This is a genomic window from Mycobacterium sp. TH-M116 (genome assembly GCF_057473685.1).
Genome location: NZ_JBYCLC010000340.1, coordinates 17,565 through 35,025, shown reverse-complemented (window position 1 = coordinate 35,025; position 17,461 = coordinate 17,565). Strand labels below are relative to the sequence as shown.

Annotated in this window: 12 protein-coding genes and 1 pseudogene; 8 read left to right on the top strand and 5 right to left on the bottom strand. The window is 68.8% G+C overall.

All coding sequences use genetic code 11. The annotated features are described in order from the left end of the window. From AC2VOK_RS17560 to AC2VOK_RS17550, 3 genes and pseudogenes are all read left to right on the top strand, one after another. A partial coding sequence (locus tag AC2VOK_RS17560; protein WP_428901608.1) for an SDR family NAD(P)-dependent oxidoreductase occupies window positions 1–1,741 on the top strand: 1,741 nt, incomplete at its 5' end. A gap of 182 nt (window positions 1,742–1,923) precedes the next feature. Further along, window positions 1,924–5,039, top strand: a pseudogene (locus AC2VOK_RS17555) (type I polyketide synthase). 150 nt (window positions 5,040–5,189) lie between these two features. Next, complete coding sequence (locus tag AC2VOK_RS17550) at window positions 5,190–6,260, top strand: type III polyketide synthase (protein WP_343708242.1); 1,071 nt, start codon at window positions 5,190–5,192, stop codon at window positions 6,258–6,260. Between the two features lie 34 nt (window positions 6,261–6,294). Here AC2VOK_RS17550 and AC2VOK_RS17545 read toward each other — a convergent pair whose 3' ends face one another. Continuing rightward, entirely contained in the window at window positions 6,295–8,121 is a 1,827-nt protein-coding gene (locus AC2VOK_RS17545) for an ABC-F family ATP-binding cassette domain-containing protein (protein ID WP_343708237.1), read from the bottom strand. 90 nt (window positions 8,122–8,211) lie between these two features. Here AC2VOK_RS17545 and AC2VOK_RS17540 point away from each other — a divergent pair, with 90 nt between their 5' ends. After that, window positions 8,212–11,235: an acyl-CoA synthetase gene (locus AC2VOK_RS17540; protein ID WP_343708236.1), complete on the top strand. Its 3,024-nt coding sequence runs from the start codon at window positions 8,212–8,214 to the stop codon at window positions 11,233–11,235. Next, the gene (locus AC2VOK_RS17535; RefSeq protein ID WP_343708235.1) at window positions 11,235–11,462 is read left to right on the top strand and encodes a Trm112 family protein; all 228 of its coding nucleotides are present in this window, start codon (window positions 11,235–11,237) and stop codon (window positions 11,460–11,462) included. The genes AC2VOK_RS17540 and AC2VOK_RS17535 overlap by 1 nt, the downstream gene beginning before the upstream one ends. Here AC2VOK_RS17535 and AC2VOK_RS17530 read toward each other — a convergent pair. From AC2VOK_RS17530 to AC2VOK_RS17515, 4 genes are all read right to left on the bottom strand, one after another. Next, entirely contained in the window at window positions 11,428–12,048 is a 621-nt protein-coding gene (locus AC2VOK_RS17530) for a TetR/AcrR family transcriptional regulator (RefSeq protein WP_343708234.1), read from the bottom strand. The genes AC2VOK_RS17535 and AC2VOK_RS17530 overlap by 35 nt on opposite strands. Before the next feature lie 55 nt (window positions 12,049–12,103). Then, a complete protein-coding gene (locus AC2VOK_RS17525) occupies window positions 12,104–12,922 on the bottom strand; it encodes an ABC transporter permease (RefSeq protein WP_343708233.1) in 819 nt (272 codons plus the stop codon). Next, window positions 12,856–13,620 carry an ABC transporter ATP-binding protein gene (locus AC2VOK_RS17520; RefSeq protein ID WP_343708232.1) on the bottom strand — a complete coding sequence of 255 codons (765 nt, stop codon included), beginning with the start codon at window positions 13,618–13,620 and terminating at the stop codon, window positions 12,856–12,858. Before AC2VOK_RS17520 ends, AC2VOK_RS17525 begins: the two co-directional genes overlap by 67 nt. A 102-nt stretch (window positions 13,621–13,722) precedes the next feature. Then, entirely contained in the window at window positions 13,723–14,994 is a 1,272-nt protein-coding gene (locus tag AC2VOK_RS17515; protein ID WP_428901607.1) for an ammonium transporter, read from the bottom strand. An 81-nt stretch (window positions 14,995–15,075) separates the two neighbouring features. Here AC2VOK_RS17515 and AC2VOK_RS17510 point away from each other — a divergent pair, with 81 nt between their 5' ends. The 3 genes from AC2VOK_RS17510 (at window position 15,076) to AC2VOK_RS17500 (ending at window position 17,443) form a co-directional block, all read left to right on the top strand. After that, on the top strand, window positions 15,076–15,690 hold the full coding sequence (locus AC2VOK_RS17510; RefSeq protein ID WP_343708230.1) for a DNA-3-methyladenine glycosylase: 615 nt from the start codon (window positions 15,076–15,078) through the stop codon (window positions 15,688–15,690). Between the two features lie 19 nt (window positions 15,691–15,709). Next, a complete protein-coding gene (tyrS, locus tag AC2VOK_RS17505) occupies window positions 15,710–16,981 on the top strand; it encodes a tyrosine--tRNA ligase (protein ID WP_428901609.1) in 1,272 nt (423 codons plus the stop codon). A gap of 99 nt (window positions 16,982–17,080) precedes the next feature. Next, window positions 17,081–17,443, top strand: coding sequence for a DUF732 domain-containing protein (locus AC2VOK_RS17500; protein ID WP_343708229.1), 363 nt, complete (start codon window positions 17,081–17,083; stop codon window positions 17,441–17,443). Window positions 17,444–17,461: the final 18 nt, after the last annotated feature.

Sequence of the window (17,461 nt, the reverse complement as noted above, 5' to 3'; positions counted from 1 at the left end):
TTTCGAGTCGAAGTTTTCCGAAGTCACCGGCGGTGCCGGTGTGGACGTGGTGCTCAACTCGCTGGCCGGTGAGTTCACCGACGCGTCGTTGCGGCTGTTGGCCCCCGGCGGGCGTTTCATCGAGATGGGTAAGACGGACCTGCGCGACCCGCACACCGTTGCGTCCCAGCATCGCGATGTCCGCTACCGGGCCTTCGATCTGATGGAAGCCGGCGAAGACCGCATCGCGACGATGCTGGCCGAATTGACGGCGTTGTTCGCCGACGGCGTGTTGACGCCGTTGCCGGTCACGACGTTCGACGTGCGCCGCGTCGCGGACGCCTACCGGTTCATGAGTCAGGCGCGCCACATCGGCAAGGTGGTGCTCACGGTGCCCGGTGCGCCCGGCGTCGGGCTGGCCGCGGGCACGGTGTTGATCACCGGCGGAACCGGCATGGCCGGCTCGGCGGTGGCGCGTCACCTGGTGAACCGCTATCGCGTCCCTCACGTGGTACTGGCCGGTCGTCGCGGTCAGTTGACCGAGGGCAGCGGCGGGTTGGCGGAGGAGTTGTCGCAGGGGGGCGCGCACGTATCTGTGGTGGCCTGTGACGTGGCCGATCGGGACGCGCTGGCGGCGCTGCTGGCCGGCCTGCCCGAGCAGTATCCGTTGACGGGCGTGGTTCACGCCGCCGGTGTCCTCGACGACGGCATGGTCGCGTCATTGACCCCGGACCGTGTGGACACCGTGCTGCGCGCCAAGGTCGATGGGGCCTGGAATCTGCACGAACTGACCCAGGGCCTGAATCTGTCGGCATTCGTCCTCTTTTCGTCGCTGGCCGGGATTATGGGCGCCCCAGGCCAGGGCAACTACGCTGCGGCGAACAGTTTTCTCGACGCGCTGGCCGCCCACCGGCGTGCGCACGGCCTATCCGGTTTGTCGCTGGCCTGGGGACTGTGGGAGCAGGCCTCGGGCATGACCGCCCACCTCGGCGATCGTGACAAATCCCGCATGGCCCGAGCCGGGCTTGCGGCCCTGTCCACCGAACAGGCGCTCGAATTGTTCGACACGGCCCTACTCGAGGAGCGGGCCGTCGTGGTGGCCACCCGCCTGGACCGGATGACGTTGTCCGGCAACGCTCCCGATCTACCTCCGCTGTTGGCCGAGCTGGCTGCCCGGCCGGCACGACGCGTTGTCGCCGACGCCGACGCCACCATGGCGGCGACCGGCTTGCGGGCGCGGTTGGATGGCATGACCGCCGAGCAACGCCGTCGCGAACTGGTCGACCTGGTGTGCGGCAACGCCGCGACCGTGTTGGGTCACAGTGTCGCGGACCTCGACGGCGACAAGCCTTTCCAAGACCTCGGGTTCGACTCACTGACCGCTGTCGAGTTGCGTAACCGGCTCAAGACGGCTACCGGGTTGACGCTGTCACCCACGGCAATCTTCGATCACCCCACGCCGTCGGCCCTGGCCGAATACCTCGACGCCGAACTTGCCAGCAGCCCAACACCGTCCGTCGACACACAGCAGGATCCACTGGCCCGGTTCAACGACGCGGCCAGACAACTCCAAACCGTGCTGGACCGACCCGACTGGAGCCCCGAGGACAGGGCACGGTTGGGGGGTCGGCTGCAGGCCATGCTCGCCGGCCTGACCGCGCCACCCGAACCGGCGTATTCGGAAGCCCCGTTCGACGACGACATCACCACCGCCACCGAAAGTCAGCTCTTCGCGCTCCTCGATGAGGACGCCGGGCCCTAGCCGGAACTGGTCGCCTCACTGTTTCGCACAGTGGTGGGCAGCGGTACGTTCGTTTTCATGCAACGGTTTCTCGGTGTGGACGTGCGCGCGACCGAAGGCGGCGGCCGGCCCGCCGAACGCGGCGTCACGACGAGCGTCCGCGCTGCGGTACCCACAGCCATCTCGGGGCGGGAGGTCGGGTCATGCGCCGCGGATCGACGGGCGACGCCGGTCGTGCCAGACCTCACGCCGTGAGGCACGCCACGCACTCGGCAGACGTGGCGATCATCGGGCTCGCGTGCAGGTTCCCGTCCGCGGCCGGCCCCCGGGACTTCTGGGATCTGATCGCAGACGGGGTCGAAGCCGGGACGTCCATCGAGGACGTCGCCGGGTTCGACGCCGAGTTCTTCAATCTCTCACCGCGCGAGGCCCGGGCCATGGATCCTCGGCAGCGATTGGCCCTCGAGCTGGCCTGGGAACTGTTCGAAGACGCTTTCCTGGTTCCGGGGACGCTGGTCGGAACCCAGGTCGGCGTCTATCTCGGCGGATGACCGACGACTACGCCCTGTTGACGCTGACCGGTGCGGCTGAGCAGCCCGACCATCAGTCTTTCGCCGGCATCGCGCGGGGCATGATCGCCAACCGGGTGTCGTATGCGTTCGGGCTGCGCGGACCCAGTTTGGCCGTTGATGCCGGGCAGTCGTCGTCGCTGGTCGCCGTGCACCTGGCCTGCGAAAGCCTGCGCCTCGGTGAGTCGGCGCTGGCGATGGCCGGTGGCGTCCAGTTGAATCTGGCGGACGAGACCCAGGCGCTGGAAACGGCGTTCGGTGCGGTGTCGCCGTCGGGCCACACCTATGCGTTCGACGCGCGCGCGGACGGTTACGTGCGAAGCCAAGGCGCCGGCCTGGTGCTGCTGAAACCGCTGCCCGCCGCCCTCGACGACGGCAACCGCATCCGCGCCGTCATCCGGGGCAGCGCGGTCGGCAACGCCGGGCACACCGCCGCCGGTCAGACCGTGCCGTCGGTCCCCGGAGAAGCCGACGTCATCCGCGACGCGCTGGCGCGGGCTGGGCTGGACGCCGGCGACATCCACTACGTCGAGGCACACGGCACGGGCACCCCGGTCGGCGATCCCGTGGAGGCGAACGCGCTGGGGGAGGTCTTCGCGGGACGGCGCGCGGAACCGTTGCGGGTGGGATCGGTGAAGACCAACATCGGCCACGCCGGTGGCGCCGCGGGGATCGCCGGCCTGCTGAAGGCCGTGCTGGCGATCGAAAACGCCGTGATCCCGCCGAGCCTCAACTATTCGGCACCCAACCCCACGCTGGACCTGCCGATGTTCGGGCTGCAGGTCAACACGACGCCGTTGCCGTGGCCGCGTGGCGTGCGGCGGGCCGGGGTCTCGTCGTTCGGGATGGGTGGGACGAACGCGCACGTGATCGTCGAGCAGGCGCCCCCGACTGCGGGAAACCCGTTGGTCAACAGCGTCGACGTGGCGGTGCCGTGGGTGCTGTCGGCGCGCTCGTCGGCAGCGCTGGTGAACCAGGCGAGCCGGTTGCTGGCGCATGTGTCGGCACAGACGGGGCTCCGGGCCTGCGACGTGGGGTGGTCGTTGATCGCCACGCGTTCGATTTTCGAGCATCGGGCGGTGCTGTGGGGGTCGTGTCGCGAGCAGTTGACGGCCGCTCTGGCGGGTTTGGCCGCGGGCGAACCGGCCGCCGGCGTCATCGTGGGGCGGGCGCGGCCGGTGGGGAAGACGGCGTTCGTCTTTCCCGGTCAGGGCGCACAATGGTTGACTATGGGGCGCCAACTATACGGGCGGTTTCCGTTGTTCGCCAAGGCCTTTGATGACGCCGCACAGCTGCTTGATGCCCGGATGCGGCTGCCGCTGAAGCACGTCATGTGGGGAGAAGACCCAGACCTGTTGTACAGCACCGAGTTTTCTCAGCCGGCACTGTTCGCCGTCGAGGTGGCATTGGCGGCGTTGTGGCAATCGTGGGGTGTGGTGCCCGATCTGGTGATGGGGCATTCTGTGGGTGAGATCGCCGCGGCCTATGTCGCCGGCGTGCTGTCGCTTCGGGACGCATCCGAGATCGTGGCGGCGCGGGGCCGGTTGATGGCCGCGCTTCCCGAGGGCGGAGTGATGATCGCGGTGGCGGCGGCGGAGTCGGAGGTGGCCCCCTTCCTCGCCGACGGTGTGAGCATCGCTGCAGTCAACGGTCCTGCCTCGGTGGTGCTCTCCGGTGCCGCGGATGCGGTGGACGCCGTGGTAGACCGATTGGCCCGGGGTGGCCGACGGGCGCGCCGGCTGGCGGTGTCGCACGCGTTTCATTCAGCCTTGATGGAGCCGATGATCGAGGACTTCGGTGCGGCGGTGGCCGCTGTGGAGCCCAATCGACCGCGAATTACGCTGATATCCAACGTGACTGGTCGGTTAGCCGGTCACGGGTACGGGTCGCCGGATTACTGGGTGGAACATGTGCGTCGCCCGGTGCGCTTCGTCGACGGCGTCGAGTTGGCCGAGTCGCTGGGGGTCGGCGTCTTCGTTGAGGTCGGCCCCGGGAGCGGTTTGAGCGCGGCCCTGGAGCAGACCCTGGCGAACGAGCGCGCCACCGCGGTGGTGACGATGGCCAAGGACCGTTCCGAAATCGACTCCTTCCTCGATGCTGCCGGGCGACTGTTCGTTGGCGGCGTCACCGTGGACTGGGCCGCTGCGTTTGCCGACGTGGGCGTCCAGCTGGTCGAGCTGCCCACGTACGGCTTTGCCAGGCAGCGATTTTGGTTGGGCGAACGAGGGGGGACGCCACCGCGGGAGTCGACGCCGGCCGATGGGCTGCACGCGCCGTCGGCCGAAGATCGGCGTCGGCGGCTCGTGGAACTCGTGTGCGCGAATGCGGCGATTGTTCTGGGGCACCCTGCCGGTGAAGACATCGACGCCGAACGGGCCTTCCAAGACTCCGGATTCGACTCGATGACCGGAGTCGAGCTGCGCAATCGCCTCAGCAGCGACGTCGGGTTGGCTTTGCCGCGCACCCTGATCTTCGACTATCCCACGCCGGCCGCGTTGGCCGAGCACCTGCACCAGCTCCTTCGTCGCAGCGGGGCCGGAGTATCCGAAGAGGAAAGGATTTGGTCGACGCTGCGCAAGATCCCGCTGCGAGAACTGCGACGCACCGGATTGCTCGACGAGCTTCTGCTGCTTGCCGGTGAGCCTCCGGTTCGCGACGCATCCGTCGACGCCGAGGATATCGATTCGCTGAGTCCCGACGCTTTGGTGGCAATGGCACTCGACCCGGACGAACCCGATGACGTTCGGTGATGAAATTCCCGTGGGCATGCGCGATTACGCAACGGAGACTGCGTCGCAATGCGACATGTGTTGAATAGCTTGACTTTGCGGCATTGAAAATTACGCCCTAGGATTCGTGCTACGGGGATCTTCATGGTGGGGGCACCGGAGGTAGAGAAATTGAGCGTCATCGCGGGCGTATTCGGGGCATTGCCGTCGAACAGGTACAGCCAGAGCGAGATCACCGACCAGTTCGTCGAATTCCCCGGGCTGAAAGAACATGAGGAAATCGTGCGGCGCCTGCACGCCGCAGCGAAGGTCAACGCCCGGCACCTCGTGCTTCCGCTGGAAAGGTACGCGTCGCTGACCGACTTCGGCGAGGCGAACGAGATTTTCATCGACAACGCGGTCGAATTGGGCTGCCAGGCTCTGCTGGGCGCGCTGGACGAGGCGGGCCTGAAGCCCCAGGACATCAACATGATCGCCACCACGACAGTGACCGGCGTCGCGGTGCCGTCGCTGGATGCCCGGATCGCCGGGCGGCTCGGACTGCGACCCGATGTACGCCGGATGCCGTTGTTCGGCCTCGGCTGCGCGGCCGGTGCTGCAGGTGTGGGCCGACTGCACGACTATCTGCGCGGCGCGCCCGACGATGTCGCCGTCTTGCTGTCGGTGGAACTGTGCTCGCTGACGTATCCGGCGTGCAAACCGACCGTGTCGGGTCTGGTCGGGAGCGCGCTCTTCGGTGACGGCGCGGCCGCGGTGGTGGCCGTCGGTGAGCGCCGGGCACAGCGCGACACACAGGTCCGCGCCAGCGGTCCGGACATCGTCGACTCACGCAGCCGCCTGTACCCGGACTCGCTGAACATCATGGGCTGGAACGTCAGTTCCGCCGGCTTCCAACTGGTGCTGTCCCCGGAGCTGCCGACACTCATCGACCGGTATCTCGCCGACGACGTCACCGGGTTCCTCGCCGCGCACGGGTTGACCAAGGACGACATCGGCGCGTGGGTCACCCACCCCGGCGGCCCCAAGGTCCTCAACGCGATCACCAAGAGCCTCGAACTGCCGCCCGAGGCGCTGGAGTTGACGTGGCGCTCCCTGGGGGAGATCGCCAACCTCTCGTCGGCCTCGGTGCTGCACATCCTGCGCGACACCATCGCCAAGCCGCCGCCCAGCGAAAGCCCCGGGCTGATGCTCGCGATGGGACCAGGATTCTGTTCCGAACTGGTGTTGTTGCGCTGGCACTGACCCGCGGGCGCCCTCCTGCCCGCTGACCTCGAGGTCACGGCGAGGACTGTTCGAGCATCTCCGAGAGCTCCAGCCAGCGCGCCTCGGTGGTGGCGACGTCGCCTTCCAGGCCGCGCAGTGACCGGGTCAGTCCGACCAGTCCGACGTGGTCGGACTGGTCGTGTTCGGCGAGTTCGCGATGTTTGGTCGCGATCCGTTCGGCCAGGCGCGCCAGTTGGCGGTCGATCGACGCCAGCTCTTTCTCGGCGGCACGCCGCTCGGCCCCGGACATCGCGGCCCCGGCGCGCGAGACGGCCGCCGGGCCGGACCCGGATACCGCCTGCGGGCCGGCTGCGGCCGCAGCGGTTCGCCGGGCCGCCAGCTGGAGGTAGTCGTCGATGCCGCCGGGCAGATGCCGCAGCCGGCCGTCGAGGATCGCGTACTGCTGATCGGTGACTCGTTCCAGCAGATAGCGGTCGTGCGACACGACGATCAACGTGCCCGCCCAGGAGTCGAGCAGGTCCTCGGTGGCGGTGAGCATGTCGGTGTCGACGTCGTTGGTGGGCTCGTCGAGCAACAGCACGTTCGGCTCGGCCAACAGCGTGAGCATCAGCTGCAGCCGCCGCCGCTGGCCGCCGGACAGTTCGCCGACACGTGCCGAGAGCTGGCCTTGAGGCATGCGCCCGCCGAACCCGAGCCGCTCGAGCAGCTGTGTCGGGGTGACCTCGCGGTCGTCGACCTGGTAGCCGCCGCGCAGCCGGCCCAGCACATCGGCGATCCGGTCCCCGGCCATCGGGGACAGCATCTCGCCCTGCTGGTCGAGCACGGCCAGGCGCACAGTTTTCCCGCGCTTGACGCGCCCGCTGTCGGGCCGGACGGTGCCGGCGATCAAGCCCAGCAGCGTCGACTTGCCCGCACCGTTGGCGCCGAGGATGCCGGTGCGCTCGCCCGGGCCGATCCGCCATTCGACATCACGCAGCACCGGACGGCCGCCGAACGAAACCGAGACGTCGAGAAGGTCGATGACGTCCTTACCCAGCCGGGTGCTGGCCAACTTGGCCAATTCGACGGTGTTGCGCAGCGGTGGCACGTCGGATATGAGCTGGTTGGCGGCCTCGATGCGGAATTTGGGCTTCGAGGTCCGCGCCTGCGGACCCCGGCGCAGCCAGGCCAGTTCCTTGCGCATCAGGTTCTGCCGCTTGGCCTCGGCGCCCGCAGCCAGCCGGTCGCGCTCGACGCGCTGCAGCACGTAGGCCGCGTACCCGCCGTCGAAGGGTTCGACGACGCCGTCGTGTACTTCCCATGTCGTCGTCACGACCTCGTCGAGGAACCAGCGGTCGTGGGTGACCAGCAACAGGCCGCCGGTGTTGCGGGCCCAGCGCTGCCGCAGATGCTCGGCCAGCCAGCTGATGCCTTCGATGTCGAGGTGATTCGTCGGCTCGTCGAGGGCGATCACGTCCCATTCGCCGACCAGCAGCCGGGCCAGCTGCACTCGACGTCGCTGCCCTCCGCTGAGGGTGCCCACCCGCGCGTCCCACCCGATGTCGGCCACCAGGCCTGCGACGACGTCGCGGACCCGCGGCTCGCCCGCCCACTGGTGTTCGGCCTGGTCGCCGACGAGGGTCCAGCCCACGGTCCGGTTCGGGTCCAGGGTGTCGGCCTGGCTCACGGCTCCCACCCGCAGCCCGGTGCGGGCGGTGACCCGACCCGAGTCCGGCCGCAGTTCTGCGGTCAGCAGGGCGAGCAGGCTGGACTTGCCGTCCCCGTTTCGTCCGACGATGCCGATGCGCGCGCCGTCGTTGACGCCGAGCGTGACCGACTCGAAGACCACGTGAGTCGGATATTCCAGGTGTACGGCCTCGGCCCCCAACAGGTGCGCCACCGGGACGACCTTAGCTGGACGCCGACGCCGGGCACCCACACCGTCGCAGCCGGCCGGCGAACAGCCTGATCAGGGACGCAAAGGGTGCTCATGTGCCATGATGTCCAGGCTGTCGAGAATCAGGGAGCATGGGTGGATCTGAACTTGTCGGTGATCACACGGCCGGTTGGGCGCCTGGTCGCCACCGCGCAGAACGGGCTGGAGGTCCTGCGACTCGGAGGCCTGGAAACCGGCAGCGTCCCGTCGCCGTCGCAGATCGTCGAGAGCGTGGCGATGTACAAGCTTCGGCGCTATTTCCCCCCGGACAGCCGGCTTGGGCAGGGGAACGTGGGTCCGCCGGTGCTGATGGTGCACCCGATGATGATGTCGGCGGACATGTGGGACGTCACTCGTGACGAAGGCGCGGTGGGAATCCTGCACGCCAACGGACTGGACCCGTGGGTGATCGACTTCGGCTCGCCCGACAAGGTCGAAGGCGGCATGCGGCGCAACCTCGCCGACCACATCGTGGCGCTCAGCCAGGCCATCGACACCGTCCGGGACTCCACCGGCAGCGATGTGCACCTGGTCGGGTATTCGCAGGGCGGCATGTTCTGCTATCAGACCGCGGCCTACCGGCGTTCGAAGAACATCGCCGGCATCGTCGCGTTCGGCTCCCCGGTGGACACCCTGGCCGCCTTGCCGATGAACATCCCGCCGAACCTGGGCGCCGCGGCCGCCAATTTCATGGCCGACCATGTCTTCAGCTGGCTGGACATTCCAAGTTGGTTGGCGCGCACAGGGTTTCAGATGCTCGACCCGCTCAAGACCGCCAAAGCCCGCCTCGACTTCGTGCGCCAACTGCATGACCGGGAGGCGCTGCTGCCGCGCGAGCAGCAGCGCAGATTCCTCGAGTCCGAGGGCTGGATCGCCTGGTCGGGCCCCGCCGTCTCGGAGCTGCTCAAGCAATTCATCGCGCACAATCGGATGATGACCGGCGGTTTCGCGATCAACGGACAGATGGTCACCCTCACCGACATCACCTGCCCGGTGCTGGCGTTCGTCGGCGAAGTCGACGACATCGGCCAGCCCGCGTCGGTGCGCGGCATCCGCCGCGCCGCCCCGAACGCCGAAGTCTACGAATGTATCATCCGCACAGGACATTTCGGTCTGGTGGTGGGGAGCAAGGCGGCGCAGCAGAGCTGGCCCACGGTCGCCGACTGGGTGAAGTGGCTTTCCGGCGGTGGCGACAAACCGGCCGGCATCGAGGTGATGGCCGATCAGCCCGGACAGCGCACCGACAGCGGGGTGGCGTTGAGTTCGCGGCTCGCCCACGGCATCGGGGAAGTCTCCGGGGCGGCGCTGGCGATGGCGCGCGGTACGGCCGAGGCGGTCGTGACAGCCAACAAGTCCCTGCGCACGCTGGCCGTCGAGACGGTCAGGACGCTGCCGCGATTGGCCCGGCTCGGTCAGATCAACGATCACACCCGGATCTCGCTGGGCCGCATCATCGAGGAGCAGGCCTGCGCCGCGCCCCAGGGCGAGTTCCTCTTGTTCGACGGGCGGGTGCACACCTACGAGGCGGTGAACCGGCGGATCGACAACGTCGTGCGCGGCCTCATCGACGTCGGAGTACGGCAGGGCGACCGGGTGGGCGTGGTGATGGAGACGCGACCCAGCGCGCTGGTCGCTATCGTCGCGCTGTCCCGGCTGGGCGCGGTTGCCGTGGTGATGCGCGCCGACGCCGATTTGGCCGCCTCGGCGCACCTCGGGGGAGTGTCGGAAATCCTGACCGACCCCACCAACCTGGACGCGGTGCTCGCCACCGGGCGCCAGACGACCGGGCAGGTGCTGGTGCTCGGCGGCGGCGAGACCCGCGAGCTGGACCTGCCCGAGGGCGCCGACGTCATCGACATGGAGCGCATCGACCCCGACGCCGTCGAGCTGCCGGCCTGGTACCGGCCCAACCCGGGGCTGGCCCGCGACCTGGCGTTCGTCGCGTTCACCACCGTCGGCGGCGAGCTGGTCGCCAAGCACATCACCAACTACCGCTGGGCGGTGTCGGCGTTCGGCACCGCGTCCACGGCCACCTTGGACCGCCGCGACACCGTGTACTGTCTGACTCCGCTGCACCACGAGTCGGCGCTGCTGGTCAGCCTCGGCGGCGCGGTGGTGGGCGGCACGCGGATCGCGTTGTCACGGGGCCTGGACCCCGAGCGTTTCATCCGCGAGGTGCGCCAGTACGGCGTCACTGTGGTGTCCTACACGTGGGCGATGCTCCGCGAGGTCGTCGACGACCCGGCGTTCGTGCTGCACGGCAACCACCCGGTGCGGCTGTTCATCGGCTCGGGCATGCCGACCGGCTTGTGGGCGCGTGTCCTCGACTCCTTCGCCCCCGCCCGCGTGGTGGAGTTCTTCGCGACCACCGACGGGCATGCCGTCCTGGCCAACGTGTCGGGCGCCAAGATCGGCAGCAAAGGCCGCCCGCTGCCCGGCGCCGGGCGGATCGAACTGGGGGCCTATGACACCGAAAGCGACCTGATCCTGGAGAACGAGCGCGGCTTCGTGCAGACCGCCGAGGTCAACCAGGTGGGGGTGCTGCTCGCGGCATCCAACGGGCCGATCGACCCCACTGCGTCGGTCAAGCGGGGGGTGTTCGCCGCCGGCGACACCTGGATCTCCACCGAATACCTGTTCCGTCGCGACGAGGACGGCGACTACTGGCTGATGGGCCGGCGCGGCTCGGTGGTGCGCACCGCGCGCGGTCTGGTCTACGCCGAACCGGTCACCGACGCGCTGGGCGGCATCAACGGCGTCGACCTAGCGGTCACCTACAACGTGCCGGTCGGGGACCGGCAGGTCGCGGTGTCGGCGGTAACGCTGCTGCCCGGGGCCACCATCACCGCGGCCGACCTGACCGAGGCGGTGGCGAAGATTCCCGTCGGGCTGGGGTCCGACGTCGTGCACGTGGTCCCAGAGCTGACGCTGAGCGCCAGCTTCCGTCCCAGCGTCGGGGCCCTGCGCGCGGCCGGCATCCCCAAGCCGGGCCGTCAGGTGTGGTGTTTCGATACCGACACCGGACATTTCCGCCGACTGACTCCGGGGGTCCGGGCCGAGATGAGTGGCGAGGCGTGATGATCGACGATGACCTGCTGCGCATTCTGGTGTGCCCGGCAGACCGGGGCCCGCTGCTGCTGGTCTCCCGGGACGCGGGGGGCGAGTTGCTCTACAACCCGCGGCTGCGCCGGGCCTACCGCATCGAGGACGGCATCCCGGTGCTGCTGATCGACGAGGCCCGCGACGTCGACGACGACGAGCACGCCCGGCTCACGGCGCAAGCCCGTCCGGCAGATCCCCGGTGAGGTAGCGCTGCAGGTTCGGGGCGATCGTGCGCGCGATCTGCTCGGCGGGCAGCGACGCGAACGGCTGCAATTCCAGGATGTAGCGCGCCATCACCACGCCCACCAACTGTGACGCGACGAATTGGACGCGGATGGCGCCGCTGCCCGGCGGATCGTCGACGCGCGGGCCCACCTCCACCGCGATCACGTCCTCGATGAACGTACGGAACAGGTTGACCTCCGAGCCGGCGAGGATCGAACGCAGCACCGCGATGAATCCCGTGCCCAGCTCGGAATCCCACAGCGGCAACAGCATTGACGGCAACTGGTAGCCGATCTCTTCGATCGGCACCTCGCGCAGCGGCCCGATGATGTCCATCGGGTCGATCGGGATGTGCACGGCGGCGGCGAACAGCTTTTCCTTGGTGCCGAAGTAGTGATGGACCAGCGCCGAGTCGACGCCCGCTCTCGCGGCGACCGCCCGTATCGACGTATTGCGAATCCCCTTGCTGGCGAAGAGCTCTCGGGCACTGGCCAGGATGCAGTTGCGGGTGTCGGAGGTCCCGGCCGGGCGCCCCGGCCGCCGCCGGGTCTTGGTATCCGCCACTAGGATCCTCCGTGGCGACCCGCAGCGCCCGGCCTCGCCGCGCTTGCGATCGCCACTAGGGCGTCCGCCGCCGCAGCGTCGCCGCCGCCAGGCACAGCGCGGCGATCGCGAAACCGAGCACGACGACGATGTCGCGCTCCGCGATATAGGTCAGCTCGGAGTGCGCGCCCACCTGCTGCAAGGCCTCCAGCGCATAGCTGGCCGGCAGCACATTGCTGACCCACTGCAGCCAATGCGCCATCAACGCACGGGGCACAATGATGCCCGCGAGCAGGAACTGGGGCACCATCACCAGCGGGATGAACTGCACGGCTTGAAACTCGGTGCGCGCGAACGCGCTACACAGCAGGCCGAGCCCGACGCCCAGCACGGCGTTGACGATCGCGATCACGAACACCCACACCGGGCTGCCGGCGGTGTCGAAGCCGAGGAACCAAAACGACACGATGCACGCCAGAACCGCTTGCACCGCAGCCGCAATCGAGAACGCGGTGCCGTAGGCCATCAGCATGTCGAGCCGGCGCAGGGGAGTGGTCAGGATGCGCTCCAGCGTCCCGGAGGCCCGCTCGCGCTGCATCGTGATCGACGTGATGATGAACATCACAAAGAGCGGGAAGAGGCCTAGCAGGATCAGACAGGCGTTGTTGAACGGCGACGGGGAGCCCGGGCGGTGCGGGGCGTTTTCGAACATGAAGTACATCAGCGTGATGACCAGGATCGGCACCAGCAGGATCAGCGCGACGCTGCGGTGATCGGCTGCCACCTGGCGCAGGATCCGCGTCGTCGTCGCCGCGTAGGCATTGAGCCCTAACCCGCCTTTTGCTTCGTGCTGCGCTGGATGATGGACAGAAACGCGTCCTCCAGTGACGTGCATCCGGTGTCCTCTCGTAGTCGGGTCGGGGTGGTGTGGGCCACCAGGTGGCCTTCGCGCATCAGCAGCAGGTCGTCGCAGTGGTCGGCCTCGTCCATCACGTGGCTGGAGACCAGCAGGGTGGTCCCGGCGCGTGCCAGTTCGGTGAACTGCTCCCACAGATCGACCCGCAGCACCGGGTCCAGACCGACGGTGGGCTCATCGAGCACGAGCAGCTCTGGTTGGCAGACCAGGGCGCACGCCAGCGACGCCCGCGTGCGCTGGCCGCCGGAAAGGTTGCCGCAGAAGGCGGTCCGATGGTCGGTGAGGCCGACCCGGTCGATGGCCTCGTTGGCGGCGCGGCTGTCATAGCCGTAGAGCGAGGCGAAGTAGCGGACGTTGTCGACGATGCGCAGGTCGTTGTAGATCGTCGGATCCTGCGGCATGTATCCGACCCGCCGGCGCAGCGCCGGGCTTCCGGCGGGCCGGCCCAGCACCGTGACGGTGCCCGACTTGACGATCTGGGTGCCCACGATGCTGCGCATCAGCGTGGTCTTGCCGCAGCCGGATGGACCGAGCAGGCCCGTGATGGTGCCCTGGGCGATCTGCACCGAAAAGTCATGCAGCGCCGCGCGTTTGCCGCGGATAACGCGCAGATGCTCGATGCTGACCGCGGGGAGATGACCCCTCGCCAGTAATTCATCACTCGATGAACTCATCATGGGATGAATAATCGTTCTGAGATGAGGCGTTGTCAAGGGCGACGAGAGTGCAGCTACCGACGGGCGCACTCGCGAAACCCGTCGCCAGGCGCACTCTCGCGGTTATGCGGAGCGCGAACCCGGGCCGCGCTGGGGCAGATGCCCGTGCACGCCCTCGGCGTAGGCGGTTTCGGCGTGCTGCGTCAGGTCGACACCGGTGGTCTCGTCTTCGGCGCTGAGCCGGAAGCCCATCACCCGATCGATCAGCGTGGCCAGCACGAACGACACGGCGAACGCGTAGAGCGCGACGACGACGATCGCGAGCGACTGCTTGCCGAGCTGGGTGAGGCCGCCCCCGTACAACAGGCCCCGCGGGCCCGACGTCATGACCGACGTGGCCAGCAGCCCGATCAGGGACACGCCGACGACACCTCCGACGAAGTGCACACCGACCACGTCGAGCGAATCGTCGTAGGAGAATCGGAATTTGGCGCCCACCGCGAACGAGCACACGAAGCCGGCGGCGAGTCCGACGACCGCCGCGCCGAGGGTGTCCACGGTGCCGCACGACGGGGTGATGGCCACCAGGCCGGCGACCACTCCGGACGCCGCGCCGAAGGTGGTGGGCCGGCCGTCGCGGAACTGTTCGACCGAGAGCCAGCCGAGCATGCCCAGGCAGCCGGCGACGAGCGTGTTGAGGAAGATGGCCGCGGCGGTGCCGTTGGCGGCCAGCGCCGAACCGGCGTTGAAGCCGAACCAGCCGAACCACAGCAGCCCGACACCGAGCATGACCAGCGGCAGGTTATGCGGCCGCATGGCGTCCTTCTTGAAGCCGAGGCGGGGCCCCAGCGCCAGCGCCAGCGCCAGGGCCGAGGAACCCGAGACGATCTCGACGACGAGGCCGCCCGCGTAGTCGAGCACCCCCAGCTTCGCCAGCCAGCCGCCGGGCCCCCACACCCAGTGGGCGACAACCGAATACACGAGGATCGCCCACGCCGGGACGAACGTCATCCAGGCGGCGAATTTGGCACGGTCGGCGATCGCTCCGCTGACCAGGGCGGCGGTGATGATCGCGAACGTCAACTGAAATGTGGCAAAGAGCAGTTCCGGCACCGCGCCATGGGCGGTGCCGGGGGTGATGCCGGCCATCCCGACGTGTCCGAGGTTGCCGACCAGCCCGGCGGCTGCATCGTCGGAGAACGCGAGCGTATAGCCGACCAGCAGCCATGCCACCGTGACCAGCGGTATGGCGATGAAGCTCATCATGATCATGTTGAGCACCCCGGTCGTGCGGGCCATGCCGCCGTAGAAGATGGCCAGGCCCGGCGTCATCAGCAGGACCAGGGCGGTGCTGGCGAGGAGCCACGCCGTCGCGGCAGGGTCGATCGCGTGCATGAGGTGGGCTCCATTCTTTTGCCCTGACGTCCTTGAGACACCGGGATCCTGTCATGTTCGTGGTGCCGGTATTTTCGACGGGTGGCTGCACGCCGGCTGTTGGTCGACCCGGTCGAGGCGGCGCACCGGCTGCTCGGCGCCACCATCGCCTGCCGGGGCGTGCGCGCCACGGTCGTCGAGGTCGAGGCCTACGGAGGAGTACCCGAGGGCCCCTGGCCGGACGCCGCCGCCCACTCCTACCGCGGGCGCAGCGCCCGCAACGCCGTCATGTTCGGTCCACCCGGGCGGCTCTACACCTACCGCAGCCATGGGGTCCACGTCTGCGCCAACGTCTCGTGCGGGCCGGACGGCACCGCCGCGGCCGTCTTGCTGAGGGCCGCTGCCATCGAGGACGGCCTGTCCACAGTCCGGTCGCGGCGGGGGGAGTCGGTGCGCGAGACCGCGCTGGCGCGCGGCCCGGGCAACCTGTGTTCGGCGTTGGGAATCGACATGTCCCACAACGGGATCGATGTGTTCGACCCGGCCGCCCCGGTGCGGCTGACGCTCGGCGGGCCGGTGGGCGCGGTTGTCGCGGGCCCGCGCGTGGGGATCAGTCAGGCGGCGGACCGGCCGTGGCGCCTGTGGCTCGCCGACCGGCCGGAGGTGTCGGCCTACCGCCGCAGCCCGCGGGCGCCGGCGCCGGGCGCCGACGACTAGCCCGACGCACACTGGAAAAATCGGCGTCATGATCCTCGACGAGCTGCGCTGGCGCGGGTTGATCGCGCAGTCCACCGACCTCGATGCGCTGGCCGCCGAAGCGCAACGCGGGCCGCTGACGGTCTACGCCGGCTTCGACCCGACCGCGCCCAGCCTGCACGCCGGACATCTGGTGCCGCTGTTGGCGCTGCGACGGTTCCAGCGCGCGGGGCACCGACCCATCGTGCTGGCCGGCGGAGCCACCGGCATGATCGGCGACCCGCGTGAGGTTGGCGAGCGCAGCCTCAACGAGGCTGACACCGTCGCTCAGTGGACCGAGCGCATCGGCGGTCAACTGGAGCGGTTCGTGGACTTCGGCGACGCCCCGACTGGCGCCATCGTCGTCAACAACCTGGATTGGACCAGCCGGCTGTCGGCGATCGAGTTCCTGCGCGACCTGGGCAAACACTTCTCGGTCAACGTGATGCTCGATCGCGACACCATCCGCCGGCGCCTGGAGGGCGAGGGCATCTCCTACACCGAGTTCAGCTACATGCTGCTGCAGGCCAACGACTACGTCGAACTGCACCGGCGCCACGGCTGCACGCTGCAGATCGGCGGCTCCGACCAATGGGGCAACATCATCGCCGGGGTCCGGCTGGTCCGCCAGAAGCTGGGTGCGTCCGTGCACGCGCTGACGGTCCCGCTGGTGACCGCCTCTGACGGCACCAAGTTCGGCAAATCCACCGGCGGCGGCAGCCTGTGGCTGGACCCGGAGATGACCACCCCCTATGCCTGGTACCAGTACTTCGTGAACACCGCCGACGCCGACGTGATCCGCTACCTGCGGTGGTTCACCTTCCTGGCGGCCGACGAGCTGGCCGAGCTGGAGCAGGCCACCGCCGTGCGCCCGCACCAACGCGCCGCGCAGCGACGGCTGGCCCGCGAGCTGACCGTCCTGGTGCACGGCGAGGCGGCCGCCGAGGCCGTCGAGCACGCCAGCGGGGCGCTGTTCGGGCACGGTGAGCTCGACCGCCTGGATGAACCGACGCTGGCGGCCGCGCTGCGCGAGACGGCGGTGGCCGAACTCGGGGCCGGCGTTCCCGACGGCATCGTCGACCTCCTGGTGGCCAGTGGCCTGTCCGAGAGCAGGAAGGCCGCCCGCCGCACGATCAGCGAAGGCGGCGTCTCGGTCAACAATGTCCGCATCGAGAGCGACCAGTGGGCACCGGAGGCCTCGGATTTCCTGCACGGTCGTTGGTTGGTGCTTCGCCGCGGCAAGCGCAACATCGCCGGAGTCGAGAAGCTTTAGTACGCGGCGAGAACGGTCCGCGACCGCAAAACGCGGCGGCGTGCAAACCTTTATCCCACCGTGCCTTGGTTGTGATCCGCGTTGGCCAAAGTTGTCACGATGACTTGGCCGACGCGTGCGCAATTGACCCTGGTGCGGTTCCTGGGACTGGCTACGGCGTTGGTCGCCCTGGCCGCAACGGTGGCGGCGCCCATCCGCGCGGACATGCTGGGTACTACTTTCCTGTCGGCGCTGACCAACAACGGCATCGCCTACTCCCAGCCGGCCACCACCCAGGCGCTGGGTCAGTCGGTGTGCCCGTCGTTGTTCTCCCCCGGCGGGTCGTTCGACGCCGTCGTGGCCAGGATGGCCGAGGACACCGGCATGTCCTACCCCGTCGCGGGCAAGTTCGCCGTCGTCGCGGTCGCGACGTACTGTCCGGCGATGATGGCACCGCTGCTGTCGAACCGGCTGCAGTCCTAGTCGGGTCGGGGCGGCCCC